General features: G+C 68.3%; 21 protein-coding genes and 3 rRNA genes. 3 read left to right on the forward strand and 21 right to left on the reverse strand.

The features are described from left to right. Window positions 1–48: 48 nt before the first annotated feature. The 4 genes from rrf to tyrS form a co-directional block, all read right to left on the reverse strand. Window positions 49–165: ribosomal RNA gene (rrf, locus tag ACZ6H8_RS07050) — 5S ribosomal RNA — on the reverse strand. A 97-nt stretch (window positions 166–262) separates the two neighbouring features. Then, window positions 263–3,385, reverse strand: a 23S ribosomal RNA gene (locus ACZ6H8_RS07055). 398 nt (window positions 3,386–3,783) lie between these two features. After that, window positions 3,784–5,307 (reverse strand): 16S ribosomal RNA (locus ACZ6H8_RS07060). The 16S, 23S and 5S rRNA genes sit together here, the layout of an rRNA operon. 597 nt (window positions 5,308–5,904) lie before the next feature. Continuing rightward, window positions 5,905–7,239, reverse strand: a complete 1,335-nt coding sequence (gene tyrS / locus ACZ6H8_RS07065; protein WP_464145932.1) for a tyrosine--tRNA ligase — start codon at window positions 7,237–7,239, stop codon at window positions 5,905–5,907. Window positions 7,240–7,320: 81 nt separating this feature from the next. Between tyrS and ACZ6H8_RS07070 the strand changes: the two genes are divergently transcribed. After that, a complete protein-coding gene (locus tag ACZ6H8_RS07070; RefSeq protein WP_464145843.1) occupies window positions 7,321–7,932 on the forward strand; it encodes a DNA-binding protein in 612 nt (203 codons plus the stop codon). Continuing rightward, window positions 7,925–8,440, forward strand: coding sequence for a hypothetical protein (locus tag ACZ6H8_RS07075; protein WP_464145845.1), 516 nt, complete (start codon window positions 7,925–7,927; stop codon window positions 8,438–8,440). Before ACZ6H8_RS07070 ends, ACZ6H8_RS07075 begins: the two co-directional genes overlap by 8 nt. A gap of 16 nt (window positions 8,441–8,456) precedes the next feature. On the opposite strand, the gene argH is transcribed toward ACZ6H8_RS07075, so the two are convergent. The 17 genes from argH to infC form a co-directional block, all read right to left on the reverse strand. Further along, complete coding sequence (gene argH / locus ACZ6H8_RS07080; RefSeq protein ID WP_464145847.1) at window positions 8,457–9,854, reverse strand: argininosuccinate lyase; 1,398 nt, start codon at window positions 9,852–9,854, stop codon at window positions 8,457–8,459. 9 nt (window positions 9,855–9,863) lie between these two features. Beyond that, the gene (locus tag ACZ6H8_RS07085) at window positions 9,864–11,069 is read right to left on the reverse strand and encodes a heparan-alpha-glucosaminide N-acetyltransferase domain-containing protein (RefSeq protein WP_464145848.1); all 1,206 of its coding nucleotides are present in this window, start codon (window positions 11,067–11,069) and stop codon (window positions 9,864–9,866) included. Continuing rightward, the gene (argF, locus tag ACZ6H8_RS07090) at window positions 11,066–11,989 is read right to left on the reverse strand and encodes an ornithine carbamoyltransferase (RefSeq protein ID WP_464145850.1); all 924 of its coding nucleotides are present in this window, start codon (window positions 11,987–11,989) and stop codon (window positions 11,066–11,068) included. The genes ACZ6H8_RS07085 and argF overlap by 4 nt, the downstream gene beginning before the upstream one ends. Next, on the reverse strand, window positions 11,986–12,903 hold the full coding sequence (gene argB / locus ACZ6H8_RS07095) for an acetylglutamate kinase (protein WP_464145852.1): 918 nt from the start codon (window positions 12,901–12,903) through the stop codon (window positions 11,986–11,988). Before argB ends, argF begins: the two co-directional genes overlap by 4 nt. Window positions 12,904–12,912: 9 nt before the next feature. Beyond that, window positions 12,913–14,070 (reverse strand): bifunctional glutamate N-acetyltransferase/amino-acid acetyltransferase ArgJ, encoded by a 1,158-nt coding sequence (argJ, locus tag ACZ6H8_RS07100; RefSeq protein WP_464145854.1) that lies wholly within the window; start codon window positions 14,068–14,070, stop codon window positions 12,913–12,915. Next, window positions 14,067–15,110: an N-acetyl-gamma-glutamyl-phosphate reductase gene (gene argC, locus ACZ6H8_RS07105; RefSeq protein ID WP_464145855.1), complete on the reverse strand. Its 1,044-nt coding sequence runs from the start codon at window positions 15,108–15,110 to the stop codon at window positions 14,067–14,069. The genes argJ and argC overlap by 4 nt, the downstream gene beginning before the upstream one ends. A 57-nt stretch (window positions 15,111–15,167) precedes the next feature. Further along, window positions 15,168–15,815: an SIMPL domain-containing protein gene (locus ACZ6H8_RS07110; protein WP_464145857.1), complete on the reverse strand. Its 648-nt coding sequence runs from the start codon at window positions 15,813–15,815 to the stop codon at window positions 15,168–15,170. Window positions 15,816–15,891: 76 nt separating this feature from the next. Beyond that, a complete protein-coding gene (gene pheT, locus ACZ6H8_RS07115) occupies window positions 15,892–18,354 on the reverse strand; it encodes a phenylalanine--tRNA ligase subunit beta (RefSeq protein WP_464145859.1) in 2,463 nt (820 codons plus the stop codon). Next, window positions 18,354–19,382, reverse strand: a complete 1,029-nt coding sequence (gene pheS / locus ACZ6H8_RS07120; protein ID WP_464145934.1) for a phenylalanine--tRNA ligase subunit alpha — start codon at window positions 19,380–19,382, stop codon at window positions 18,354–18,356. Before pheS ends, pheT begins: the two co-directional genes overlap by 1 nt. Window positions 19,383–19,425: 43 nt before the next feature. Then, window positions 19,426–20,340, reverse strand: a complete 915-nt coding sequence (locus ACZ6H8_RS07125; RefSeq protein WP_464145861.1) for an amino acid ABC transporter permease — start codon at window positions 20,338–20,340, stop codon at window positions 19,426–19,428. Further along, the gene (locus tag ACZ6H8_RS07130) at window positions 20,337–20,984 is read right to left on the reverse strand and encodes an amino acid ABC transporter permease (RefSeq protein ID WP_464145863.1); all 648 of its coding nucleotides are present in this window, start codon (window positions 20,982–20,984) and stop codon (window positions 20,337–20,339) included. The genes ACZ6H8_RS07125 and ACZ6H8_RS07130 overlap by 4 nt, the downstream gene beginning before the upstream one ends. Window positions 20,985–21,050: 66 nt before the next feature. Continuing rightward, window positions 21,051–21,977: a glutamate ABC transporter substrate-binding protein gene (locus ACZ6H8_RS07135; RefSeq protein WP_464145865.1), complete on the reverse strand. Its 927-nt coding sequence runs from the start codon at window positions 21,975–21,977 to the stop codon at window positions 21,051–21,053. 39 nt (window positions 21,978–22,016) lie between these two features. After that, window positions 22,017–22,745 (reverse strand): amino acid ABC transporter ATP-binding protein, encoded by a 729-nt coding sequence (locus ACZ6H8_RS07140; protein ID WP_464145936.1) that lies wholly within the window; start codon window positions 22,743–22,745, stop codon window positions 22,017–22,019. A gap of 93 nt (window positions 22,746–22,838) precedes the next feature. Then, entirely contained in the window at window positions 22,839–23,624 is a 786-nt protein-coding gene (locus ACZ6H8_RS07145; protein ID WP_464145867.1) for a TrmH family RNA methyltransferase, read from the reverse strand. A 7-nt stretch (window positions 23,625–23,631) separates the two neighbouring features. Further along, window positions 23,632–24,018, reverse strand: a complete 387-nt coding sequence (rplT, locus tag ACZ6H8_RS07150) for a 50S ribosomal protein L20 (protein ID WP_464145869.1) — start codon at window positions 24,016–24,018, stop codon at window positions 23,632–23,634. Window positions 24,019–24,042: 24 nt separating this feature from the next. Continuing rightward, window positions 24,043–24,237, reverse strand: coding sequence for a 50S ribosomal protein L35 (rpmI, locus tag ACZ6H8_RS07155; protein WP_092502023.1), 195 nt, complete (start codon window positions 24,235–24,237; stop codon window positions 24,043–24,045). A gap of 8 nt (window positions 24,238–24,245) precedes the next feature. Continuing rightward, window positions 24,246–25,385, reverse strand: coding sequence for a translation initiation factor IF-3 (gene infC, locus ACZ6H8_RS07160; RefSeq protein ID WP_464145871.1), 1,140 nt, complete (start codon window positions 25,383–25,385; stop codon window positions 24,246–24,248). A 166-nt stretch (window positions 25,386–25,551) separates the two neighbouring features. Here infC and ACZ6H8_RS07165 point away from each other — a divergent pair, with 166 nt between their 5' ends. Further along, entirely contained in the window at window positions 25,552–25,920 is a 369-nt protein-coding gene (locus ACZ6H8_RS07165; protein ID WP_464145938.1) for a DUF1844 domain-containing protein, read from the forward strand.

Raw genomic sequence — 25,920 nt, forward strand, 5'->3', positions numbered from 1 at the left:
AAGCGAAAGGGGCCCCAGCATCATGGCTGGGGCCCCTTTCGAAAAGAAGTCCGGCGGTGTCCTACTCTCCCACAGGGTCCCCCCTGCAGTACCATCGGCGCTGTGAGGCTTAGCTTCCGGGTTCGGAATGTAACCGGGCGTTTCCCTCACGCTATGGCCGCCGAAACACTATTGATGTTTCAGTCGAATCCTAGCGGATTCCTGTTCTCGACCGTCCATCGAGAACCACAAAGTGGACGCAAGCATCACGCTCATGTGATGTGTTATCAAGTCATCGGCCTATTAGTACCGGTCAGCTCCACGGGTCGTTAGTCCCCGCTTCCACATCCGGCCTATCAACCCAGTCGTCTGGCTGGGGGCCTCTCGCCCGAAGGCATGGAAGTCTCATCTTGAGGCCGGCTTCCCGCTTAGATGCTTTCAGCGGTTATCCATCCCGAACGTAGCTAATCAGCGGTGCTCCTGGCGGAACAACTGACACACCAGAGGTTCGTCCAACCCGGTCCTCTCGTACTAGGGTCAGATCCTCTCAAACTTCCTACGCGCACAGAGGATAGGGACCGAACTGTCTCACGACGTTCTAAACCCAGCTCGCGTGCCGCTTTAATGGGCGAACAGCCCAACCCTTGGGACCTACTCCAGCCCCAGGATGCGACGAGCCGACATCGAGGTGCCAAACCATGCCGTCGATATGGACTCTTGGGCAAGATCAGCCTGTTATCCCCGAGGTACCTTTTATCCGTTGAGCGACAGCGCTTCCACAAGCCACTGCCGGATCACTAGTCCCGACTTTCGTCCCTGCTCCAGTTGTCACTGTCACAGTCAAGCTCCCTTGTGCACTTACACTCGACACCTGATTGCCAACCAGGTTGAGGGAACCTTTGGGCGCCTCCGTTACTCTTTGGGAGGCAACCGCCCCAGTTAAACTACCCATCAGGCACTGTCCCTGAACCGGATCACGGTTCGAAGTTAGATATCCAGAGTGACCAGAGTGGTATTTCAACGATGACTCCACCTGAACTAGCGTCCAAGCTTCACAGTCTCCCACCTATCCTACACAAGTCACGCCGAATACCAATACCAAACTATAGTAAAGGTCACGGGGTCTTTCCGTCCTTCTGCGCGTAACGAGCATCTTTACTCGTAGTGCAATTTCGCCGAGTTCGCGGTTGAGACAGCTGGGAAGTCGTTACGCCATTCGTGCAGGTCGGAACTTACCCGACAAGGAATTTCGCTACCTTAGGATGGTTATAGTTACCACCGCCGTTTACTGGGGCTTAAATTCAGAGCTTCGCTTGCGCTAACCCTTCCTCTTAACCTTCCAGCACCGGGCAGGCGTCAGTCCGTATACATCGTCTTGCGACTTCGCACGGACCTGTGTTTTTAGTAAACAGTCGCTTCCCACTGGTCTCTGCGGCCGTCAAACGCTCAGGGAGCAAGTCCCATCACGCCTCAGGCCCCCCTTCTCCCGAAGTTACGGGGGCATTTTGCCGAGTTCCTTAACCACGATTCTCTCGATCTCCTTAGTATTCTCTACCTGACCACCTGAGTCGGTTTGGGGTACGGGTGACTTGAACCTCGCGTCGATGCTTTTCTCGGCAGCATAGGATCGTCGACTTCCCTCTAGGGTTCGGCATCGGCTCTCAGGGAATGTTGAAGACGGATTTGCCTATCTTCACCCCTACGACCTTGCCCGGACTCAACCATCGGCCCGGTTCGACTACCTTCCTGCGTCACACCTGTTAATACGCTAGCCGCACCAGCATAGGGTCGAGTGCTAGCCCAACGGCTCTCACCCCGAAGGGATCGATACCGAAGGATTCGGACTCTTAGCATCACTGGATTGACTTGGGCGGTTCTTCGCCAGCGCAGGAATATCAACCTGCTGTCCATCGACTACGCCTGTCGGCCTCGCCTTAGGTCCCGGCTTACCCAGGGAAGATTAGCTTGACCCTGGAACCCTTGGTCTTTCGGAGGACATGTTTCTCACATGTCTTTCGCTACTCATGCCTGCATTCTCACTCGTGCAGCATCCACGGCTGGTTTCCACCGCCGCTTCGCTCGCTGCACGACGCTCTCCTACCGATCCGCACGCCTGGACAGCCATCAAGTGGCTGCCGAGCTGTTGCGCGAATCCCATAACTTCGGTGGTGTGCTTGAGCCCCGTTACATTGTCGGCGCCGAATCACTTGACCAGTGAGCTATTACGCACTCTTTCAAGGGTGGCTGCTTCTAAGCCAACCTCCTGGTTGTCTAAGCAACTCGACATCCTTTTCCACTTAGCACACGCTTAGGGACCTTAGTTGATGGTCTGGGTTGTTTCCCTCTCGACTATGAAGCTTATCCCCCACAGTCTCACTGCTGCGCTCTCACTTACCGGCATTCGGAGTTTGGCTGACGTCAGTAACCTTTTAGGGCCCATCGGCCATCCAGTAGCTCTACCTCCGGCAAGAAACACGCAACGCTGCACCTAAATGCATTTCGGAGAGAACCAGCTATCACGAAGTTTGATTGGCCTTTCACCCCTATCCACAGCTCATCCCCTCAGTTTTCAACCTAAGTGGGTTCGGTCCTCCACGAGGTCTTACCCTCGCTTCAACCTGGCCATGGATAGATCACTTCGCTTCGGGTCTAGGACATGCGACTGAATCGCCCTATTCAGACTCGCTTTCGCTACGGCTACCCCACACGGGTTAACCTCGCCACATATCGCTAACTCGCAGGCTCATTCTTCAAAAGGCACGCCGTCACAGCTACTAGGGCTGCTCCGACGGTTTGTAAGCAAACGGTTTCAGGTACTATTTCACTCCCCTCCCGGGGTACTTTTCACCTTTCCCTCACGGTACTTGTCCGCTATCGGTCATCTGGGAGTATTTAGGCTTACCAGGTGGTCCTGGCAGATTCACACGGGATTTCTCGGGCCCCGTGCTACTTGGGATCCCCCTCGCGCCATAACAGCATTTCGACTACAGGACTGTCACCCTCTATGGTGAGCCGTTCCAAGCTCTTCGTCTATACTGCGCTGTAACGCTCGTCGATCGGCAGACCGACATGAGAGGTCCCGCAACCCCGATCGTGCAACGCCTGCCGGCTATCACACACGATCGGTTTGGCCTCTTCCGCTTTCGCTCGCCACTACTAACGGAATCACGGTTGTTTTCTCTTCCTGTGGGTACTGAGATGTTTCACTTCCCCACGTTCCCTCTACCCGCCCTATATATTCAGGCGGGAGTCACTGGGTCGGCACGCCGCCCAGCGGGGTTTCCCCATTCGGAAATCCTCGGATCGAGGCTCGTTTATCAGCTCCCCGAGGCTTATCGCAGATTACTACGTCCTTCATCGGCTCCAGATGCCAAGGCATCCACCGTTTGCTCTTAAAGACTTGATCACACATGAGTGTTGGTTATCGGAAGCACCCATACGGGTGCACCAAATAATTTTGATCAGAACATCCAGACCGAAGCCTGGAGCTCTAAGATGCTCGCGTCCACTGTGTAGTTCTCAACATACGGTCGGTACCAACACTCCCCAACAACTGCTGGTTCATGCCGGTCCGAGGGTCGAGCCGAAGCCGCCGAAGCAGCTCGTCCGGTCCCTCAGGACCCAACAGCGTGCACGCACCACACCCCACCCGAGGCATCCGTTCCTAGCCGGCAAGCCGACTGTACTGAGACATCCCCGAGGAGACGCGATGCACATGTCAATGTTCCACCCTTGAGCAACCAGCGATCGACGAACGCGACCGAACTGGCCTCTGGATCGGTTGCCCGACCAGATGCTCCTTAGAAAGGAGGTGATCCAGCCGCACCTTCCGGTACGGCTACCTTGTTACGACTTAGTCCTAATTACCGATCCCACCTTCGACGGCTCCCTCCACAAGGGTTAGGCCACCGGCTTCGGGTGTTACCGACTTTCATGACTTGACGGGCGGTGTGTACAAGGCCCGGGAACGTATTCACCGCAGCGTTGCTGATCTGCGATTACTAGCGACTCCGACTTCATGAGGTCGAGTTGCAGACCTCAATCCGAACTGAGACCGGCTTTTTGGGATTCGCTCCACCTTACGGTATCGCAGCCCATTGTACCGGCCATTGTAGCATGCGTGAAGCCCAAGACATAAGGGGCATGATGATTTGACCTCATCCCCACCTTCCTCCGAGTTGACCCCGGCAGTATCCCATGAGTTCCCACCATAACGTGCTGGCAACATAGGACGAGGGTTGCGCTCGTTGCGGGACTTAACCCAACATCTCACGACACGAGCTGACGACAACCATGCACCACCTGTTTACGAGTGTCCAAAGAGTTCACTGTCTCCAGTGCGTTCTCGTATATGTCAAGCCTTGGTAAGGTTCTTCGCGTTGCATCGAATTAATCCGCATGCTCCGCCGCTTGTGCGGGCCCCCGTCAATTCCTTTGAGTTTTAGCCTTGCGGCCGTACTCCCCAGGCGGGGAACTTAATGCGTTAGCTACGACACGGAGACCGTGGAATGGTCCCCACATCTAGTTCCCAACGTTTACGGCGTGGACTACCAGGGTATCTAAGCCTGTTTGCTCCCCACGCTTTCGCTCCTCAGCGTCAGTAACGGCCCAGAGATCTGCCTTCGCCATCGGTGTTCCTCCTGATATCTGCGCATTCCACCGCTACACCAGGAATTCCAATCTCCCCTACCGCACTCTAGTCTGCCCGTACCCACTGCAAGCCCGAGGTTGAGCCTCGGGATTTCACAGCAGACGCGACAGACCGCCTACGAGCTCTTTACGCCCAATAATTCCGGATAACGCTCGCACCCTACGTATTACCGCGGCTGCTGGCACGTAGTTAGCCGGTGCTTTTTCTGCAGGTACCGTCACTCTCGCTTCTTCCCTGCTAAAAGAGGTTTACAACCCGAAGGCCTTCGTCCCTCACGCGGCGTTGCTGCATCAGGCTTGCGCCCATTGTGCAATATTCCCCACTGCTGCCTCCCGTAGGAGTCTGGGCCGTGTCTCAGTCCCAGTGTGGCCGGTCACCCTCTCAGGCCGGCTACCCGTCGTAGGCTTGGTGAGCCATTACCTCACCAACTACCTGATAGGCCGCGAGCTCATCCTTGACCGAAGTTCTTTCCAACTGTTGAAGATGCCTTCACAGCTCGTATCCGGTATTAGACGTCGTTTCCAACGCTTATCCCAGAGTCAAGGGCAGATTGCTCACGTGTTACTCACCCGTTCGCCACTAATCCAGGGAAGCAAGCTCCCCCTTCATCGTTCGACTTGCATGTGTTAAGCACGCCGCCAGCGTTCATCCTGAGCCAGGATCAAACTCTCCATAAAGAATCTTTGCTCCCACCGGCAAGCCGGCGACAGCGAGTTTGAAGCTGACAAAAGAAGGTCTACTGACTTTCTCGTTTGTCAAAAAGGAATCTCAACGCATCCGAAGATGCGACGAGGTAAATTTGGCATTTGACATTGTGCACGCTGTTGAGTTCTCAAGGATCGGACGCTCACGACCGCACCCTCACGGGATTGCATCGAGGCCCTGCTTGCTTGCCACGCGACTCTCCGCGAGATGGCAACCTGTGAAGGCTAGCATCTCGACTCGGCCGGAGCGAATCCGGCGTGTCGCACGCTCATCCGGAGCTGAATCCGGTAGTGCGGGCGATCGGCGTCGAGTGGCTCTCCACTGTACGAGCGACGGCGGCGTGGCGCAAGACCTGCCGGCCGGCTCTTCGTGGAGGTGGTCCCTCTTGAGGCCCCGACCCGTTCCGGGCCCGGCACCTTTGGGGTGACGAGTAGGAACTCTACGGTGCGCACCCGCTGCGCACCCAAATCCGGCCGATCCCGGGCGTGTCGAGCGGGGAGGCCCGGGGTGCGTCGCGACAGACGCACGAAGGGGCCCCGCGGATGCGGAGCCCCTGCTGCGTGCGTCGGTCAGCCGGCGTCGACGCCGGCGAGCGCCTTCTTGCCGCGTCGCAGCACGGCGTACCTGCCGTGCAGCAGCCTGCCGTCGAGGGTCGCGGAGGCGTCGTCGATGCGCTGGTTGTTCACCGACACCCCGCCCTGGGCGATGGCTCGTCGCCCATCGGAGAGCGAGTCGACGAGCCCGGCCTCCTGCAGCAGCTGCAGCACGGGCGCGTCGGGCGTCGCCGTGACGAGCTCGAGCGAGGCGATCGCCGCCGCGAGCGTGTCGACGCCGAGGGCCGCGAGGTCCCCGGAGCCGAAGAGCGCGGCCGAGGCGTCCATCGCCTGCTGGGTCGCCTCGGCTCCGTGCACGTAGGCGGTCACCTCCGCGGCGAGCACCTTCTGCGCCTCACGTCGGAACGGCGCCTCGGCGACGGCGACCTCGAGCGCGTCGATGCGCTCCCGGGTCAGGAACGTGAACGCCCGCAGCAGCTGCACGACGATCGCGTCGTCCTGGTTGAGCCAGAACTGGTACATCGCGTACGGCGTCGTCAGGTTCGCGTCCAGCCAGACCGCGTTGCCCTCGCTCTTGCCGAACTTGCGTCCGTCGGGCTCGGTGATGAGCGGCGTCCCGATCGCGTGCACGTGCGCGCCCTCGGCCTTGCGGATCAGCTCGGTGCCTGCCGTGAGGTTGCCCCACTGGTCCGAGCCCCCCGTCTGCAGGGTGCACCCGTACGTGCGGTAGAGCTCGAGGAAGTCCATGCCCTGGAGCACCTGGTAGCTGAACTCGGCGTACGAGATGCCCTCGTCGGACTCGAGTCGCGCAGCGACGGCGTCCTTCTTCAGCATCGTGCCGACGCGGAAGTGCTTGCCGACCTCCCTGAGGAAGTCGACCGTCGACAGCGGCGCCGTCCAGTCGAGGTTGTTCACGAGGCGCATGGGATTGGCGCCGTCGGTCGCCACGAAGCGCGAGACCTGCCCCTGCAGGTACGACACCCATTCCGCGACGGTCTCGCGTGCGTTGAGCTGACGCTCGCTCGTGGGCTTGGGATCGCCGATGAGCCCCGTCGAGCCTCCGACGAGGCCGAGCGGGTGGTGGCCGGCGAGCTGCAGCCTGCGCATGACGACGAGCTGCGCGAGGTTGCCGAGGTGCAGGCTCGGCGCCGTCGGGTCGAAGCCGCAGTAGAACGTGATCGGCTCGCCACCGAGGGCCGTGCGCAGTGCGTCTGCGTCGGTCGAGACGTGCACGGACCCCCGATAGACGAGCTCGTCCCACACGGTCTCGAAGGTCGGATCGAGCTGGATGGGCGCGGTCTGCACGTGGTCCAGCGTAGCGATCTCGCGGACGAACGTGTCCGACGACATCAAGCCCAGAGGCTTGTTGACTGCGGATCAAGCCTGTAGGCTTGATATCGATCGATGCAGCCTGAGGACTGGAGGTGCTCCATGCACGTCATCGTGCTCACGATCGACCGGCGGGGCTCGCGCAGCCACGTCGACGACGTCGACGAGACGCGCTCGGCGCTCGCCGACCGGTGGCGGCGCGCGCTGCGCTCCCCCATCGCCCGCTTCGCCGGCGACGAGCTGCAGCTCGTCTCCACCGATGCCGCTGCGGTCGTGCGCATCGCCCTCGACCTCACGCGCTCTCGGGACTGGAGCGTCGGCATCGGCATCGGCGAGGGCACGATCGCCGACGACCCGGCAGCATCGAGCGGACCGGCGTTCTTCGCCGCTCGCCGTGCCGTCGATCGCGCGAAGCACGCACCCACGCGCGTCGCCGCGGAGGTCGACGACGACGCGCTGGCGCTGGGCGCCGAGGAGCTCGAGGCCGTGCTGTGGCTCATCGTCGCGCTTCGCGACCGCCGCACGCGGGAAGGCTGGGAGGTCGCCGACCTGCTCGAGCGACTCGCCACGCAGCGGGAGGTCGCCGACGTGCTCGAGATCTCCGCGAGCGCCGTCTCCGCGCGCGCGGTCGCCGCAGGCATCCGCATCGAGTCGGTGGGCGTCGCTACCGTCGTGGGCATGCTCGATCGGCTCGGAGGTGGCGCGGATGCGTGACAGGACCGTCGTGTGGCACGGCGTCGCCGCGGTCGCAGGCACCGTCGCGGTGGGAGCGCTCGCCGCAGCCGGGATCGCATGGAGCATCGAGCCGGCCTGGCTGCAGGTCCTCGTCGTCGCAGGGGTCACCGCCGCCGGCACCGCGCACGGCGCGAGCGTCGTGCACGTGGTCTTCCGCCTCGCCGACCCGCCGACGCTCGCGCAGCTCGACTCCCCCGGCTCGCCTCCACGCGCAAAGCCCGACCTCGCGCCCCCGCAGGGCACGATGCGCGGAGGGTCGATGATCGGCGTGCTGGAGCGCGCGTCGACGATCCTCGCGATCGCCGTCGCCGAGCCGACGATCGTCGCCGCGATCGTCGCGATCAAGGCCGTCGGCAGGTTCGGCGAGCTCTCGGGAGACGGCGAGGGGGCAGCGGCGCGCATGCGCGAGCGATTCCTCGTCGGGTCGCTCGCGAGCCTCACCGTCGCGGGCGTGTGGGGCGTCGCGGCGTGGCTGCTCGTGCGCTGAGGCGCACGGACGCGACTCAGTCGAGCGCGGCCAGACGCGCCTGCAGCGACGCGAGCTGGGTCGCGACCGCCGACGGCGCAGTGCCGCCGACGCCCGACCTGCTGGCGATCGCACCGTCGACGTCGAGCACGGCCCGCACGCCCGGCGTCAGGCGCGGGTCGATCGCGGCGTAGTCGTCGTCGCTGGGCTCGTGCAGCTCGATGCCGCGCTCCTCGCAGTGCTGCACGAGGGCGCCGGCGATCTCGTGCGCCTCGCGGAACGGCACGCGCTCGCGCACGAGCCACTCGGCCACGTCGGTCGCGAGCGCGAAGCCCTCCGGCGCCAGGGAGCGCATGCGCGCCTCGTCGAACGAGAGCGTCGCGACGAGCCCCGCGAAGGCGGGCAGCACGAGGTCGAGCTGGTCGACGATGTCGAAGATCGGCTCCTTGTCCTCCTGCAGGTCGCGGTTGTACGCGAGCGGCAGCGCCTTCAAGGTCGCGAGCAGGCCCGTGAGGTCGCCGAGGATGCGCCCGGCCTTGCCGCGCGCGAGCTCGGCGACGTCGGGGTTCTTCTTCTGCGGCATGATCGACGACCCCGTCGAGAACGCGTCGTGCAGCCGCACGAACCCGAACTCGCGCGTCGACCACAGGATGATCTCCTCCGACAGCCGGGAGACGTTCGTGGCGATCAGGGTGCCGATGAACGCCAGCTCGGCGACGACGTCGCGGGCGCTCGTCGCGTCGAGGGAGTTCTCGGTGGGGCCGGACAGCCCGAGCTCGCGGGCGACGAGCGCGGGGTCGAGGCCGAGCGACGAGCCCGCGAGGGCGCCTGCGCCGTACGGCGACGCGCTCGCCCGCTCCCGCCACTGCGCGAGGCGCTCGAGGTCGCGCACGAGCGGCCACGCGTGGGCGAGGAGGTGGTGCGAGAGCAGCACGGGCTGCGCGTGCTGCAGGTGCGTGCGACCGGGCATGGGTGCGGAGGGGTGCGCCTGCGCCTGCTCGACGAGCGCGGCGATCACGGCGCGCACGCCGCGCTCGACGCGATCCGAGGCCTCGAGCATCCACATGCGCACGAGGGTGGCGATCTGGTCGTTGCGGCTGCGGCCGGCGCGGATGCGACCCCCGAGGTCGGCACCTGCGATCGCGATCAGGCCGCGCTCGAGCGCGCCGTGCACGTCCTCGTCGGACTCCGCAGCCGTGAACGTGCCGTCGGCGACCTGCGCCGCGAGCTCGTCGAGCGCGGCATGCATGCCCTGCAGCTCGTCGTCGGTGAGGTGCCCGGCGGCGTGCAGCGCCGTCGCGTGCGCCTTGGAGCCACGGATGTCGTGCGGCGCGAGCCGCCAGTCGAAGTGCGTCGATCGCGACAGCGCCACGAGCTCCGGGCTCGGTCCGTCGGCGAACCGCCCACCCCACAGCGATCCCTCACGCGTTCCCATGCGTCGAGGCTATCGGCCGACGGCCGCCCTCGCCGACACGTCGCTCGCGGCCCGCGACGCCGCGGACATCGCCCATTCGAGCGGTCCCTTCGGCAGCAGCGCACGCCAGATCGTGCAGCCGATCGCGACGCCGACCGAGAGGCGCACCCACGCCCACGGGTCGGACGAGAAGCCGTCGACGAGCAGGAAGACGACGGCGTGCGCCGTGTAGGCGGTCAGGCTCATCGACCCGATCGCCGCGATCGGGAACAGCACCCACCGCGCCCACCGCTGCACGAGCAGGCACACGGCGATGACGACGAGCGCGACGCCTGCCGAGCCCAGCAGGTCGAACGTGGAGCCCGAGTGCCCCTCGGGGTCGACGAGCGTCGCGACGTCGATGCCCGCGAGCGCGGGCCATCCGCCCAGCAGCGCCTCGGCGTGCGGAGCGAGGGCGAGGGCGCCGAGGCTCGCGGCGGCGATCGAGACGACGCCCGCGCCGAGGATGCCGAGCCGCACGCGCCACCGTTCGATCGGCAGCCTGCCGATGGCCATGCCCAGCAGCGTGTAGCCGAACCACGTGAAGGCCGGGTAGAAGCCGGTGAGCGCGAGCTCGACGATCGCCGAGTCGGTCAGGCGCGCGTCGCGCAGCCCCTCCACGATGACGACGCGCAGCAGCGGCATCGTCAGCAGCCAGCCGAACCCGAAGGCCGCGAGCCCCCACCACGGCATCCGCAGGAACGGCAGGCTCATCGCGAAGAGCACGGCATAGAACTCGAGGATGACGACGAGCTCGGTGCCGAGCGCGACGACGGCGCCGCCGACGACGAAGATGAGCACGGCGCGCACGAGGATGCGCATGCGCGCCTGCAGCAGCGGCACGCCGTCCGGGATGCGCGTGCGACCGGCGATGATCGCGACGGCGACGCCCGCGAGCACCGCGAAGGTCGCCGACGCGTTGCCCCACGCGAGCTCGCTCCACGAGGCGGGCTCCAGCCACGCGAACTCGAAGGCGATGACGCCGGTGTGCACCGCGAACATGCCCAGCACCGCGAGCCCGCGGGCGATGTCGAGGCCGATGATGCGACCGCCGTCGCCGACGAGGCCCAGGAGCCTGCGCACGATCCACGGTCGACGGAGCGTCGAGCGAGGTGCGTCGTCGACGACGTCGTCGACGACGTCCGCGCCCTGCGACCGCGCGGGTGCCGTCGTCGCCACCCGCGCGTCGTCGCTCACGCCTGCTCGAGGAGCCAGGCCAGGAGCGCCTTCTGCGCGTGCAGGCGGTTCTCCGCCTCGTCCCAGATGACGCTCTGCGGACCGTCGATGACCTCGGCCTCGACCTCGAACCCGCGGTCGGCGGGAAGGCAGTGCAGGAAGATCGCGTCGCCCGCGGCCTTCGCCATGAGCTCGCGCGTCACCTGGTAGCCGCCGAAGGCAGCGACCCTGGCCGCCTTCTGCTCCTCGCGCCCCATCGACACCCAGGTGTCGGTCACGACCACGTCGACGCCTGCGACGGCCTCGGCGGGGTCCGACAGCAGCGTGATCGACCCGCCCGTCGTCGCGGCGATGCGGATGGCGTCGTCGACGACGTCGCGGCGCGGCCCGTACGAGACGGGGTTCGCGACGCGCAGGTGGATGCCGGCGGTCGCGCACGCGAGCAGGTACGAGTGCAGCATGTTGTCGCCGCCGTCGCCGACGAACGCGACGGTGAGGCCCTCGAGGTCGCCCTTGTGCTCGCGGATGGTGAGCAGGTCGGCGAGCAGCTGGCACGGGTGGAAGTCGTCGCTGAGCGCGTTGACGACGGGAACGGTCGTGCCGGCGGCCATCTCCTCGAGACCCGCCTGCGCGTAGGTGCGCCATGCGATCGCCGCGACCTGCCGCTCCAGCACGCGAGCCGTGTCGCTCGCGGTCTCCTTGCCGCCGAGCTGGCTCGAGGCCGTCGAGATGACGAGCGGCACGCCGCCGAGGTCGGCGATCCCGACCGCGAACGACACGCGCGTCCGCGTCGACGACTTGTCGAAGATCACGGCGACGGTCTGCGGGCCGGCGAGGGGCTGCTCGCCGAACCGGTCGGCCTTCATGCGCGCCGCGCGGTCGAGGATCGCCGACTGCTCCGCTGGGGTCAGGTCGTCGTCGCGCAGGAAGTGGCGGGTCATGCGTGTCCTCCAGGGTCGGGGTGGACCTCCGTGCCGGAGCCGGAGTCGGTGAAGATCTCGAGCAGCACGGCGTGCGGCTCGCGTCCGTCGACGATCGCCGCCTTGGCGACGCCGCTCTCGACGGCGTCGAGGCACGCCTGCATCTTCGGGATCATGCCGCTGGCGAGGCTCGGCAGCAGCGCACGCAGCTCGGCGACGCCGATCGACGTCACGAGCGACGAGGTGTCGGGCCAGTCGCGGTAGAGGCCTGCGACGTCGGTGAGCACGACGAGCTTCTCGGCCTGCAGCGCGATCGCGAGCGCCGCCGCCGCCGCGTCGGCGTTGACGTTGAGCGACTCGCCAGGCAGGTCGCGGTCGGAGGCGACCGAGGAGACGACGGGGATGACGCCGTCGTCGAGCAGTCGCTGCACCTGGCGAGGGTCGACGGCGACGACGTCGCCCACGTGGCCGAGGTCGACCTCGCGTCCGTCGACGACCACGCCGCGACGCACCGCCTGGAACAGGCCGGCATCCTCGCCCGACATGGTCGCCGCGTGCGGGCCGTGCTCGTTCACGAGCGACACGAGCGTCCGCGAGACCTCGCCGGTGAGCACCATGCGCACGACCTTCATCGCCTCGGCGCTCGTCACGCGGTAGCCGCCGACGAACTCGCTGTCGATGCCGTGCCGTGCGAGCTCCGCCGAGATCTGGGGACCGCCGCCGTGCACGACGACGGGCTTGATGCCCACGTGGTGGAGGTAGACGACGTCCTGCGCGAACGAGCGCTGCAGCTCCTCGTTCACCATGGCGTTGCCGCCGTACTTGATGACCATCGTCGCGCCACGGAACCGCTGCAGCCACGGCAGCGACTCGATGAGGGTCGCGGCCTTCGCAGCGGGGGTGGCGTCGGGCGCCGTCGTGCTCGGTGTCGTCATCGTGCTGCCTCAGCTGGCGTAGGCGGAGTTCTCGTGCACGTAGTCGTGCGTGAGGTCGTTCGTGCGGATCGTCGCGGCCGCATCGCCGACGCGCAGGTCGACGAGGATCGTGGTCGCGCGCGGCGTGAGGTCGACCTCCTCGCGCGGACGGTCGGGTCCGCCCTGCGTGCAGACGCGGACGCCGTTGAACGACACGTCGACGTCGTACGGGTCGAAGACGGCGTCGGTGGTGCCGATCGCGGCGAGCACGCGCCCCCAGTTGGGGTCGTTGCCGAAGATCGCGGCCTTGAACAGGTTGTTGCGGGCGATGGAGCGGCCGACGACGACGGCGTCGTCCTCGGTGGCGGCGCCGACGACCTCGATGGCGATGTCGTGGCTCGCGCCCTCCGCGTCGGCCTGCAGGCGTGCGGCGAGGTCGTCGCTCGCGGCCGTGACGGCGTCGGCGAGCTGCGCCGCCGTCGGCGTGACGCCGGAGGCGCCGGAGGCCAGCAGCACGACGGTGTCGTTCGTCGACATGCAGCCGTCGGAGTCGAGGCGGTCGAACGTCACGCGCGTCGCTGCTCGCAGCGCGGCATCGAGCGTCGCGGCGTCGGCGACGGCGTCGGTCGTGAGCACGACGAGCATCGTGGCGAGCCCGGGCGCCAGCATGCCGGCACCCTTCGCCATGCCGCCGACGCTCCAGCCGTCGCGAACGACGTGCACCTGCTTCGCGACGGAGTCGGTCGTCATGATCGCGTGCGCGGCGTCGTCGCCGCCGTCGACGTGGAGCGCGGCCGCGGCATCCCGCATGCCGTGCAGCACGCCGGCACGGAACGTCTCGTCGCCGACGCCGATGAGGCCCGTCGAGCACACGACGACGTCCTGCGCGTCGAGACCCACGAGCTCGGCGACGCGCTCTGCGGTCTGATGCGTCGTCTGGAACCCGAACGATCCGGTGAAGCAGTTCGCACCCCCGGAGTTGAGCGCGACGGCGCGAGCTCGGCCGTCGGCGATCGCCTGCTCGCTCCAGAGGACGGGGTTCGCCTTCGCGCGGTTGCTCGTGAACACCGCGGCGGCGGAATCGAGCGGGCCGTCGTTCACGACGAGCGCGACGTCGCGGGCTCCCGACGACTTGAGTCCCGCTGCGACGCCGGCTGCCAGGAACCCCTTCGGCGCCGTCACGCTCACGGAGCGAGCCCGTCGGTCGCGAGGCCCAGGTGCTCGTCGAGTCCCAGCGCGATGTTCGCTGACTGGATCGCGGCGCCTGCGGTGCCCTTGCCGAGGTTGTCGATCGCGCACACCACGACGACGCGGCCGGCGCGCTCGTCGACCGTGACGCCCATGATGGCGCTGTTCGAGCCGACGACGTCGCTCACCCGCGGCGTCTCGCCGTGGGGCAGCACGTGCACGAAGCGCTCGTCGACGTACGCCGAGTGCCAGGACGACAGCACGTCGTCGAGGCTCGCGCCCTCGCGCAACGGCGCCGTCACCGTCGCGAGGATCCCGCGCGCCATCGGCACGAGGACGGGCGTGAACGAGATGCGCACCTCGTCGGCGCCCGCCGCGCGGAGGTTCTGCTCGATCTCGGGCACGTGGCGGTGGGAGCCGCCGACGGCGTACGCCTGGGCGTTGCCGAGCAGCTCGGAGGCCAGCAGGTGCGGCTTGAGCGCACGGCCGGCGCCGCTGGGCCCGACCGCGAGCACCGCCACGACGTCGGTGGCATCGACGAGACCGGCCTGCACGCCTGGCGCGAGCGCGAGCGTGATGGCCGTGACGTTGCATCCCGGCACGGCGATGCGGCGCACGCCGCGCAGGTTGCGTCGCTGGCGTCCGTCGCCGTCGGGCAGCTCCGGCAGGCCGTACGGCCACGCGCCGCCCCATCCCTCGCCGTAGAACGCGGTCCAGTCGGCCTCGGAGCGCAGCCGGTGGTCGGCGCCGCAATCGACGACGAGCACGTCGTCGGGCAGCTGCGCCGCGATCGCTGCGCTCTGCCCGTGCGGCAGCGCGAGGAAGACGACGTCGTGCCCCTGCAGCTGCGCCGCCGTGGTCTCGACGAAGGAGAGCGATGCGAGCGATCGCAGGTTCGGATGGACGGCGAGGAGCGGCTGCCCGGCGTTCGAGTGCGCCGTGACGGTGACGACCTCGAGCTCCGGGTGCTGGGCGAGCAGGCGGAGCAGCTCGCCACCGGCGTAGCCACTCGCACCCGCCACGGCGACGGAGACAGACATGCTCCCAGGCTACTCGCGCGGCGGCGGCCGCCCCGCCACGGCTGCACCGTGCACGCGTCACGCCTCGAAGTCGACGCGCACCTCGCTCGTGACCTCGATGTCGCTGCCCTGCAACGCGATCGACGTGTCGGCGGCTGCCGCGCCCGCGCGCATGCCCATCGCCATGGGCTGGGCCCTGAAGGTCGGGCCGTCGTCGAGGCCGCCCTCGCGGATGCTCGCGATGCGCGGCGTCGAGAGTCCGGCCGCGGCAGCGAAGTCGGCGGCCTTGCGCTGCGCGTCGGCGATCGCCTCCGCGCGCGCCTTCGAGCCGAGCGCGTGCGTCGTCTCGTCGGCGAGCGACCACTGGATGCCGCCGACCTGATGCACGGGCTTCGTGGCGATGGAGCCGATCCACGCGCCGAGCGCCTCGAAGTCGAGGAACGTGATGTGCACGCTCGCGGCCGCGTCGAACACGACCTCGCGACGCTGGCCGTCGCCGATCCACTGCTCGTGGTGGCTGACGAAGACCCGGTCGGCGTGCCATCGCTCGGCCTGCCCCGCATCGACGAACGCACGGGCCTGGGCTGCGATCGCCGCGTGCGACTCGCTCACGGTGCGGATGGCGTCCTCTGGGTGCTTCGCGCGGTGCTGGGTCTGCACGACGACGGTCGCGCGCTCTGCGGGTGCACGCTCGACGCCGGTGCCGGACACGGTGATCTGGGTCATGGCCCGGATGCTACCCGCGTCGCCCGTGCCATCCCCATCCGACGGGTGATCGTCGCCACGGCGCGACGACGCCCCGTCAGTCGCGCAGCACCGCCCCGGTGCGCTCGGTCGCGACCGCGAGGCCCGCGAGCTTCGCCTCCGTCGCCTCCGCGGCCGTGAGCGTGCGCTCCGGGTCGCGGAACCGCAGCGCGAACGTCAGCGACTTCGCGCCGTCGAGATCGCCACCTCGGAAGTCGTCGACGAGCGCGACGTGCTCGAGCAGCGCGCCTGCGCCCTCGCGCACGGCACGCAGCACCTCGCCAGCGGGCACGGAGGCGTCGACGACGACCGAGAGGTCCTGCGTCGCCGCGGGCGTCGCACCGATCGCGGCCGTGTCGAGCCCCACTCGCGCGAGCGCGACGAGCATGTCGAGGTCGAGCTCGACGACCGCGACCTGCCGCGGCAGGTCGGCAGCGACGGCGAGCGAGGGCAGCAGCTCGGCGGCGACGCCGACGACCTGCTCGCCCACGAGCACCTCCGCGGTGCGTCCCGGGTGCAGCCAGTCGCGCTGCGCCTGCCGCACCTCGACCGCGACGCCCAGGGCGCGCGCGGCGCGACGGGCCACGTCGACGGCGTCTGCCACGCCGTACGGCTGCCGAGCCTGGCCCGGCTGCTTCTGCACGCGCGCACCCAGCAGCAGCGCGCCGACGTGGCGCGGCTGCGTCGGCAGCGCGTCGAGGGTCGCGAGCGTCGCGGCATCGGGGCGCACCGCGCCAGCCGGCACGGCATCCGTGCCGTGGTCGCCCTCGATGCGGAACACCGCCCCCACCTCGAAGATGCCGAGGTCGGTGAGACCACGTCCCACGTTGCGCTGCGCCGTCTCGACGAGGCCCGGCACGAGCGACGTGCGCAGGAACGGACGACGCTCGTCGAGCGGGTTCGTGAGTCGCACGGGCTCGTGGCCGACGCGTCGCGCATCCGCCTCCGACTGGAAGGGTGCGACGAGCACCTCGGTGAGGCCGCTCGAGGCGAGCGCGTTCGACACGGCGCGACGCAGCCGCTGCGGGCGCGTGAGACCGCGGCCGGACGGCGGCGACGGCAGCACGGACGGGATGCGGTCGTACCCGACGACGCGGGCGGCCTCCTCGACGAGGTCGACGCGCTCGGTGATGTCGGGACGCCACGTCGGCGGCGTCACGAGCCACGTGCCGCCCGCACCGTCGACGACGGTCGCGCCGATCGCGACGAGCGCGCGACGCGTCTCGTCGTCCTGATAGTCGGCGCCGGTCACGCGCGCCGCGTCCTGCGGCGCGAACGCGATGGTCGGCTGCGCAGGCGCCGTGCCGACGGATGCGCCGAGCTCGTCGGCCGTGCCGCCCGCGAGCTCGACGAGCAGGTCGACGACGCGCTGCGCGGCGACCGCCTGCAGCGCGGGGTCGACGCCGCGCTCGAACCGCTTCGACGCCTCGCTCCACAGCCGGTGCCTGCGCGCGGTGCGCGCGATGGAGACGCCGTGGAACCAGGCGGCCTCGACGAGCACGTCGGTCGTCGTCGCCGACATCTCGGTGCGGTCGCCGCCCATGACGCCCGCGAGCCCGACGGGACCCATGTCGTCGCAGATGAGCAGGTCCTCGACGTCGAGCGTGCGCGTGACGTCGTCGAGCGTGACGATCGTCTCGCCCGGCGTCGCACGGCGCACGACGATGCCGCCCTGCAGCAGGTCGAGGTCGTAGCCGTGGATCGGCTGGCCGAGCTCGAGCATGACGTAGTTCGTGATGTCGACGGCGATCGAGATGGGCCGCATGCCCGCGAGGGTCAGCCGCTGCTGCATCCAGCGCGGCGTCGGCCGGGTCGCGTCGATGCCGCGCACGGCGCGGGCGACGAAGGCTCCGCAGCCGGCGACGCCGCGGATGGGCGCGTCGTCGGCGATCGTCACGGGGAAGCCCGTGCCCTCGGCGGGCTCGATCGCGGCGGGGTCGTGGAAGGCCCAGCCGGTCGAGAGCGCGAGCTCGCGCGCCATGCCGCGGATCGACAGCACGTAGCCGCGATCGGGCGTCACGTTGACCTCGACCGCGACGTCGTCGAGGCCGAGGAGGGCGAGCGCGTCGTCGCCGGGGGTCGCGTCGTAGCCCTTGGCGTTCAGGCGCAGGATGCCGTCGTGGTCGTCGCCGAGGCCCAGCTCGCGCTCGGAGGCGATCATGCCGTCGGACACGTGTCCGTACGTCTTGCGCGCCGAGATCGCGAAGCCGCCCGGCAGCACGGCACCCGGCAGCGACACGACGACGAGGTCGTCGACGAGGAAGTTGCCTGCACCGCATACGATGCCGCGGGGCTCGGTCTCGCCGACGTCGACCTGCACCCAGCGGATCGTCTTGCCGTTCTTGTGCTGCTCCTCCTCGAACGACAGCACGCGGCCGACGACGAGCGGGCCCGTGACGTCGCCGCCGTGCAGCGCCTCCTCCTCGAGCCCGACGCGGACGAGCGCCGCGTGGACGTCGTCGCCGGTCGTGCCGGCAGGCACCTCCACGTGCTCGCGGAGCCAGGACATGGGGGCGCGCATCAGATGACCATCCCGAACTGCTCGGAGAAGCGGACGTCGCCCTCGATCATGTCGCGCATGTCGTCGAGCTGGTAGCGGAACTGGAGGGTGCGTTCGATGCCCATGCCGAACGCGAAGCCCGAGTAGCGGTCGGGGTCGACGCCGGCGGAGCGCAGCACGTTGGGGTGCACCATGCCGCAGCCGCCCCACTCGACCCAGCGCGGGCCTCCGCGCATGCCGGGATGCCACACGTCCATCTCGGCGCTCGGCTCGGTGAAGGGGAAGTGGTTGGGGCGCAGGCGGATCCTCGCGTCCTCGCCGAACATCGCACGGGCGAGGTGCTCCAGGGTGCCGCGCAGGTGCGCCATCGTGATGCCCTCGTCGACGGCGAGGCCCTCGATCTGCGTGAACACCGGCAGGTGCGTCGCGTCGATCTCGTCGGTGCGGTACGTGCGGCCGGGTGCGACGACGTAGACGGGCAGCTCGCGCGTGAGCAGCGAGCGCACCTGCACGGGGCTCGTCTGCGTGCGCATGACGAGGTGCTTGGAGGCCGGCTCGACGTAGAACGTGTCGGACTCCCCGCGTGCGGGGTGGTCGGGGTCGACGTTGAGGGCGTCGAAGTTGTACCACTCGTGCTCGAGCTCCGGCCCCTCCGCCACCTCCCAGCCCATGCCGGTGAAGATGTCGGCCATCTCGTCCATGAGCAGCGTGAGCGGATGCCGCGAGCCGGGTCGCTGCTGCGTCGGCAGCGCCGTGACGTCGACGGCCTCGGCCTGCAGCCGCGCCTGCTCCTCGGCGACGGCGAGCTCGCCCTGGCGCGCCTCGATCGCGTGCGCGACGCGGCCGCGAGCCTGGCCGATCGCGGCGCCCGCCTCCTTGCGCAGCTCGGGGGCGAGGTCGCGCAGCGAGCCGTTGAGCGAGGCGAGCTCGCTCCCCTGCCCGTTGTGCGCGGACTTGGCGGACTGCAGCTCGGCGACGGTGGTCGCCGACGCGATGGCATCGAGCGCGGCCGTCACGGCGGCCTCGAGCCTCGTCGTCAGATCGGGGATGGACACAGTGGTCCATCGTATCCGCGGCGAGCGCTCGACCCGATCAGGGGCGCGGCGCCTCCGGCGGCAGGTCGTCGCCCTCGTGCTGCGTGCGCAGCGCCTGCGTCGACAGCTGCAGCGGCTCGGTCTTCGTGCCGTCGAGGTTCTTGCCGCCCTTGCGGGGCTTCGAGACCTGCTTGGACGCGAAGCGGGCGACCCAGGAGAGGGAGAGGTTGAGCGCGAGGTAGATCGCGAGGAGCACGAAGAACATCGACAGCGCGTAGCGACCGGCACCGAAGAACTCCGCCAGGTCGCGACCGATCGTGATGAGGTCGGAGCTCGCGACGATGTAGCCGAGCGCCGTGTCCTTCAGCAGCACGACGAGCTGGGCGATGATGATCGGCAGCATGTTGCGCACCGCCTGCGGCAGCTCGATGAGCACCGTGGCCTGGAACGGGCGCAGGCCGATCGCGAGGCCGCTCTCGCGCTGCCCCCTCGGCAGCGACGCGATGCCCGATCGGATCGCCTCGCCGATGATCGCGCCGTTGTAGATGCCCAGCGCGATGACGACGGCCCAGAAGGCTCCCGTGTTCGCGACGATGAAGACGAACAGGATCATGAGCAGCACGGGCATGCCGCGGAAGAACTCGAGCACGATCGTCGCGGGGATGCGCACGAACGGCGTCTTCGCGGCGCGGGCCAGCGCGAAGGCGAAGCCGACCGCGAGCGCGAGGAGGCTGCCGAGCGCGAAGGCGCTCAGCGTCGTGCCGAGCCCCGCGAGCAGCGCGCGACGGCCCGTCCAGGTCTCGGGCTGCAGGTAGATGTCCCAGCGGTCCTGGTAGAACGCGCCGCCGAGCCAGAGCTGGTAGACGCCGAAGCCGAGCAGTCCTGCGAAGACGACGGCGAAGATGACCGACAGCAGGCGGGAGACGCGCTTGGCCTTCGGGCCGGGCACGTCGTAGAGGACGTTGGCGCTCATCGCTGCACCCTCCACTTCTTCTCGAGGTAGTCGGCGAGCTGGCCGAGCGGCACCGTGATGATCAGGTAGGAGAACGCGATGCCGACGAAGATCGACAGCGCCTGGTCGCCGTCCGTGTTGGAGAGCCGCTGCGCGACCGACGTGAGGGTGAAGATGAAGAAGCCCATCGCGACCGAGGTGTTCTTCGTCAGCGCGATGATCACGTTGATGAGCGGCGGCACGACCGAGCGGATCGCCTGCGGCAGGATGACGAGCGTCATGGTCTGCCCGAACCCGAGGCCGACCGACCGCGCAGCCTCGGCCTGGCCGACGGCGACGGAGTTGATGCCCGAGCGCACGGCCTCGGCGAAGAACGCGCTCGTGTAGAAGGTCAGCGCCGCGATCGCGCCGACGAGGAAGTCGAGCGTGAGCCCGACGCGCGGCAGCACGAACGCGGTGAAGAAGAACACGAGCGTCAGCGGCGTGTTCCTGGCCAGCTCGATGTAGATGGTGCTCGCGACGCGGAACGCCGCGACGGGAGAGACGCGCATGCCCGCGAGGACCGCGCCGAGCGGGAGGCCGACGAGCGTCGTGATCGCGACGAGCATGAGCGTGCTGCCCATGCCCTGCAACCAGAGGTCGCCGTTCTCGAAGAGTGCTTGCATGTCCCTCGTCCAAGGATGGTTCGTGGGGCCCGGATGTCCCGGGCCCCACGAATGCGGATCAGCGGATCAGTAGCGGTCGACGGCCGGGGGCTCCGGCGTCGGCAGGACCGCACCTGCGGTCTGCTCCCACAGGGAGTCCCACGTGCCGTCCTCGTACGAGGCCTCGAGCACGTCGTTGATCCAGTCGCGGAACTCGGTGTCCTCGAGCGCCAGGCCGATGCCGTAGGGCTCCTCGGTGAACGTCGCGCCGTCGCCGACGAGCTCGAACTCGCCCGCGTTCTGGTCGACGAAGCCCGAGAGGATCACGTTGTCGGTCGTGACCGCGACGACCTGGCCGTTGCGCAGCGGGTCGAGGCAGTTGGAGTAGGTGTCGGTCGCGACGAGCTCGGCGCCGTACTCGTCGACGATGTTCGCGGCCGGGGTCGATCCCTCGACCGAGCACACCGGCTGGCCCTCGACGTCCTCGGGACCCTCGATGCCCTCGGGGTTGCCCTCGGCGACCATCAGCGCCTGGCCGGCCTCGTAGTACGGGCCTGCGAAGGAGATGACCTCCTTGCGGGCGTCGTTGATCGTGTACGTCGCGACGACGATGTCGACCGTGCCGTTGGAGATGAAGGTCTCGCGGTTGGCGGAGACCGTCTCCTCGAACTCGATGTCGTCGAAGGCGATGCCGAGCTCCGCCGCGACGAGCGCGCCGATCGCGACGTCGAAGCCCACGGGCGAGCCGTCGGGGCCCACGAGGCCGAAGAGCGGCTGGTCGTACTTCGTGCCGATCGTGATCGAGCCCGCCTCGGCGAGCGCAGCCATCGTCGAGCCCTCGGGGAACTCGGGGTTCTCCGCGACCTCGAGGCCGTACGGGTTGTCGGCCGACGTCTCGGCGCCAGCGCCCGACTCCTCGTCGCCGTCGGACGTCGTGCCTGCGGGGCCGCCGCACGCCGTGAGGGCGAGCAGCGCGATCCCGGCGATGCCGAGACCCAGCTTGTTCATGCGCATGTGTGGTGCCTCCTGGTAGGGGGTGTGCTTCCTCGAGCCTCAGTGCGTGAGGATCTTCGAGAGGAAGTCCTGGGCGCGCGCGCTCTTGGGCGCGGCGAAGAACTCGTCGGGCGTCGTGTCTTCCACGATCGCGCCCTCCGCCATGAACACCACGCGATCGGCTGCCTTCTTGGCGAAGCCCATCTCGTGGGTCACGACGATCATCGTCATGCCCTCCTTGGCGAGACCCACCATGACGTCGAGCACCTCGTTGACCATCTCGGGGTCGAGGGCGCTCGTGGGCTCGTCGAAGAGCATGACCTTCGGCTGCATCGCGAGCGAGCGCGCGATCGCCACGCGCTGCTGCTGGCCGCCGGAGAGCTGCGCGGGCATCTTGTTGGCCTGGTTGGCGATGCCGACGCGATCGAGCAGGGCCATGCCGCGCTCCTCCGCCTCCTTGCGCCGCATCTTGCGCACCTGCATCGGGCCGAGGGTGACGTTCTCGAGGATCGACTTGTGCGCGAAGAGGTTGAACGACTGGAACACCATGCCGACGTCGGCGCGCAGACGCGCGAGCTGCTTGCCCTCGTTCGGCAGCAGGGTGCCGTCGATCTTGATCGAGCCGTCATCGATGGTCTCGAGGCGGTTGATCGCGCGGCAGAGCGTCGACTTGCCCGATCCCGACGGACCGAGCACGACGACGACCTGACCCTTGTCGATCGTGGTGGTGATGTCCTTCAGGACATGGAGCTCGCCATAGTGCTTGTTGACGTGCTCGATCTCGACCATCGGCTGCATGACCCCAGTCAAGCGCACCCCATGTGTCGTCGATGTTTCCGCCGAGAGATCGTCACCGAATGGTTATGGCGACGACCTCCCGGGTCACCCGTCGGCGTGGGCGAATGCCGACTGGTACAGGCACACCGATGCTGCGGTGGCGAGGTTCAGCGACTCGGCGCCGCCGTAGATCGGCACGCGCACGACGGCGTCGGCGAGCGCGAGCGTCTGCGGGTCGAGCCCGCGTGCCTCGTTGCCGAACAGCCACGCCGTCGGGCGCGCGAGCCGCTCGCGGATCGCGGGGGCGGTGAGGTCGTCGCCGGAGACGTCGGCGGCGAGCACCTGGAGGCCCGCCATGCGTGCGGCGAGCACGGCATCCTCGGTCGTGACGCCGACCGAGTGCGGCACGTGCAGGATCGACCCCGTCGTCGCACGGACGACCTTCGGGTTGTAGGGGTCGACGCTCGACCGCGTCACCACGACGCCGTCGGCACCGGCCGCGTCCGCGACGCGCAGGATCGTGCCGAGGTTGCCGGGATCCTGCACCTCGTGCAGCAGCACGGCGAGGGTCGCGCCCTCGAGCACGCGCTCGAGTCCGCGCGGCTGCTGCCTGCACACCGCGACGACGCCCTGGGGCTGCACGGTGTCGCTCAGCGCCGCGAGCACGCGGTCGCCCGCGATCTCGAGCGTGTCGCCGAGCGCGGCGGCGAGATCCGGGTGGCGGTCGACGAACGCCTGGGTCGCGAACGCCTCCGCGACGGCATCCGCCGCGATCGCCTCGCGCAGGGCGTTCGGGCCCTCCAACAGGAACAGCCCGGTCTCCGACCGGGCTGCTCGCTGCTGGAGTCTCGACGCCGCACGCACCAGCTGGTGCCGTGGGCTCTCGATCACCGGGTGACTACTCGGCGGTCTTCGCTGCCGAGGTGTCGGCCGGCAGTGCGGCCTTCGCCGTCGCGACGAGCGACGCGAACGTGGCGGGCTCGTGCACGGCGAGCTCGGCCAGGATGCGACGGTCGACCTCGACGCCGGCCAGGTTCAGACCCTGGATGAGGCGGTTGTACGTGAGGCCGTTCTGACGCGATGCGGCGTTGATGCGCTGGATCCAGAGGCGACGGAACTCGCCCTTCTTGGCGCGACGGTCGCGGTACGCGTAGGTGAGGGAGTGGGTGACCTGCTCCTTCGCCTTGCGATAGAGACGCGACCGCTGACCGCGGTAGCCCTCTGCGCGCTCGAGGATGACCCGACGCTTCTTGTGGGCGTTGACTGCCCGCTTGACACGTGCCATTGCTGTTCTCCTACGTTCTTCGGCTCAGCGGCCGAGCAGCTTCTTGATGACCTTGGCGTCCGCGGGCGCCAGCACCTTGTCCTTGTTGAGGCGACGCGTCTGGACCGACGACTTCACCTCGAGGTTGTGGCGCATGCCGGCCTGCTGCTTGCGGATCTTGCCGCTGCCGGTGACCTTGAAGCGCTTCTTCGCACCGGAGTGCGTCTTCTGCTTGGGCATGGATGCTCCTACTTCGATGCGGGCTTGGCGGCGGGAGTCGCCGGCTTGGCCGCGGGCTTGGCGGCAGCGGACGCTGCCGGCTTCGCCGCGGACGCTGCTGGCTTGGCAGCGGGTGCGGCTGGCTTCTCGTCCGCTGCGGGCTTCGCAGCAGAGTCGTCGGGCTTCGCAGCCGGCGCGGCGGCGGGCTTCGCGGCGAGCATGCGCGCCGCCGCCGATGCCGCGACGCCGGGACGCGCTGCGGGGACCTTCGGCGCCGTCGCACCCGAGCCGGAGCTCGAGGTCGAGCTCGGACGCGGCGGACGCGACTCGCGCGACTCGGACGAGCGGGGCTCGGACGAACGCGGCTCGCGCTCCTCGCGGTCACGGCGGGGCGGACGGTCGTCGCGATCGCGATCGCGGCCACCGCGCGACGGACGCGTCGCAGCCTGCTGGTTCGCCATCCGGGCCGCACGCGTCTCGCGGACGGGCTCGACGGCGCGAGCGGGACGCTGCGCCTCGATCTCGGCCTGGTGCGCAGCCTGCTCCTCGGCAGCGGCGCGACGCTTCTCCTGCTCCGCCTCGCGGATCTGGGCACGAGCGGCGTTCTGCTCGGCCTTCGCGTCGCTCTTCGAGCGCAGCGGGCCGACGATCATCGTCATGTTGCGGCCGTCCTGCGTCGGACGGTTCTCGACGACGCCCCACTCGCCGATGTCCTCGGCGAAGCGCTGCAGCAGGCGGACGCCCATCTCGGGACGCGACTGCTCGCGGCCGCGGAACAGGATCATGGCCTTGACCTTGTCGCCGTCCTGCAGGAAGCCCTCCGCGCGCTTGCGCTTGGTCTCGTAGTCGTGCTCGTCGATCTTCAGACGGAACCGGACCTCCTTGAGGACCGTGTTCGCCTGGTTGCGACGAGCCTCCTTGGCCTTCTGCGCCTGCTCGTACTTGAACTTGCCGAAGTCCATGATCTTCGCGACGGGCGGGCGTGCCTCGGGTGCGACCTCGACGAGGTCGAGATCGGCCTCGCGGGCGAGACGCAACGCAGCGTCGACTCCGACGATGCCGACCTGCTCGCCGGCGGGGCCGACGAGACGAACCTCGGGGACGCGGATGCGCTCGTTGATGCGGGGATCGCTGATGTGATGCTCCTGGTGCTTCGAGATCGATGGCACGGAGGAGGAGCCTTCAGATCGCGAGACGACCTGGCTCGGCACCCGCTGCCGTCACCGGCGGGGCGCCTGGACCCGATAGCCTCGAATACGGCTGCGGGTGGGAGAGACTCCACTTCCATGAGCCTGGGCGAGCCCAGACCAACCAGTAGCGTACCAGAAGCCCGGCATCCCGGGCGAGCATCAGACAGGGAGACCACCGGTGCAGGACGACGACCTGACGCGGGACATCGCAGAGGTGCCCGCAGTCGAGCTCATCAACACGGTGGCGATCCACCTGCTGAGCGCGGCGGCGGTGAAGCTGGGGCTCGGCGACGGGCCGGACGCGACGACCGAGGTCGACCTCGACGAGGCGCGCAAGCTCATCAACGCCCTCGCGGGCCTCGTGACGGCGGCGGCGGCCGAGATCGGCGGGATCCACGCCGCTCCCCTGCGCGACGGCCTGCGCTCGGTGCAGCTCGCGTTCCGCGAGGCCTCCGCCATCCCCGACGCGCCCGGCAAGGGCCCTGGCGAGCGGTTCACGGGCCCCGTCACCTGA

Source organism: Agrococcus sp. AC640b, from assembly GCF_979255995.1.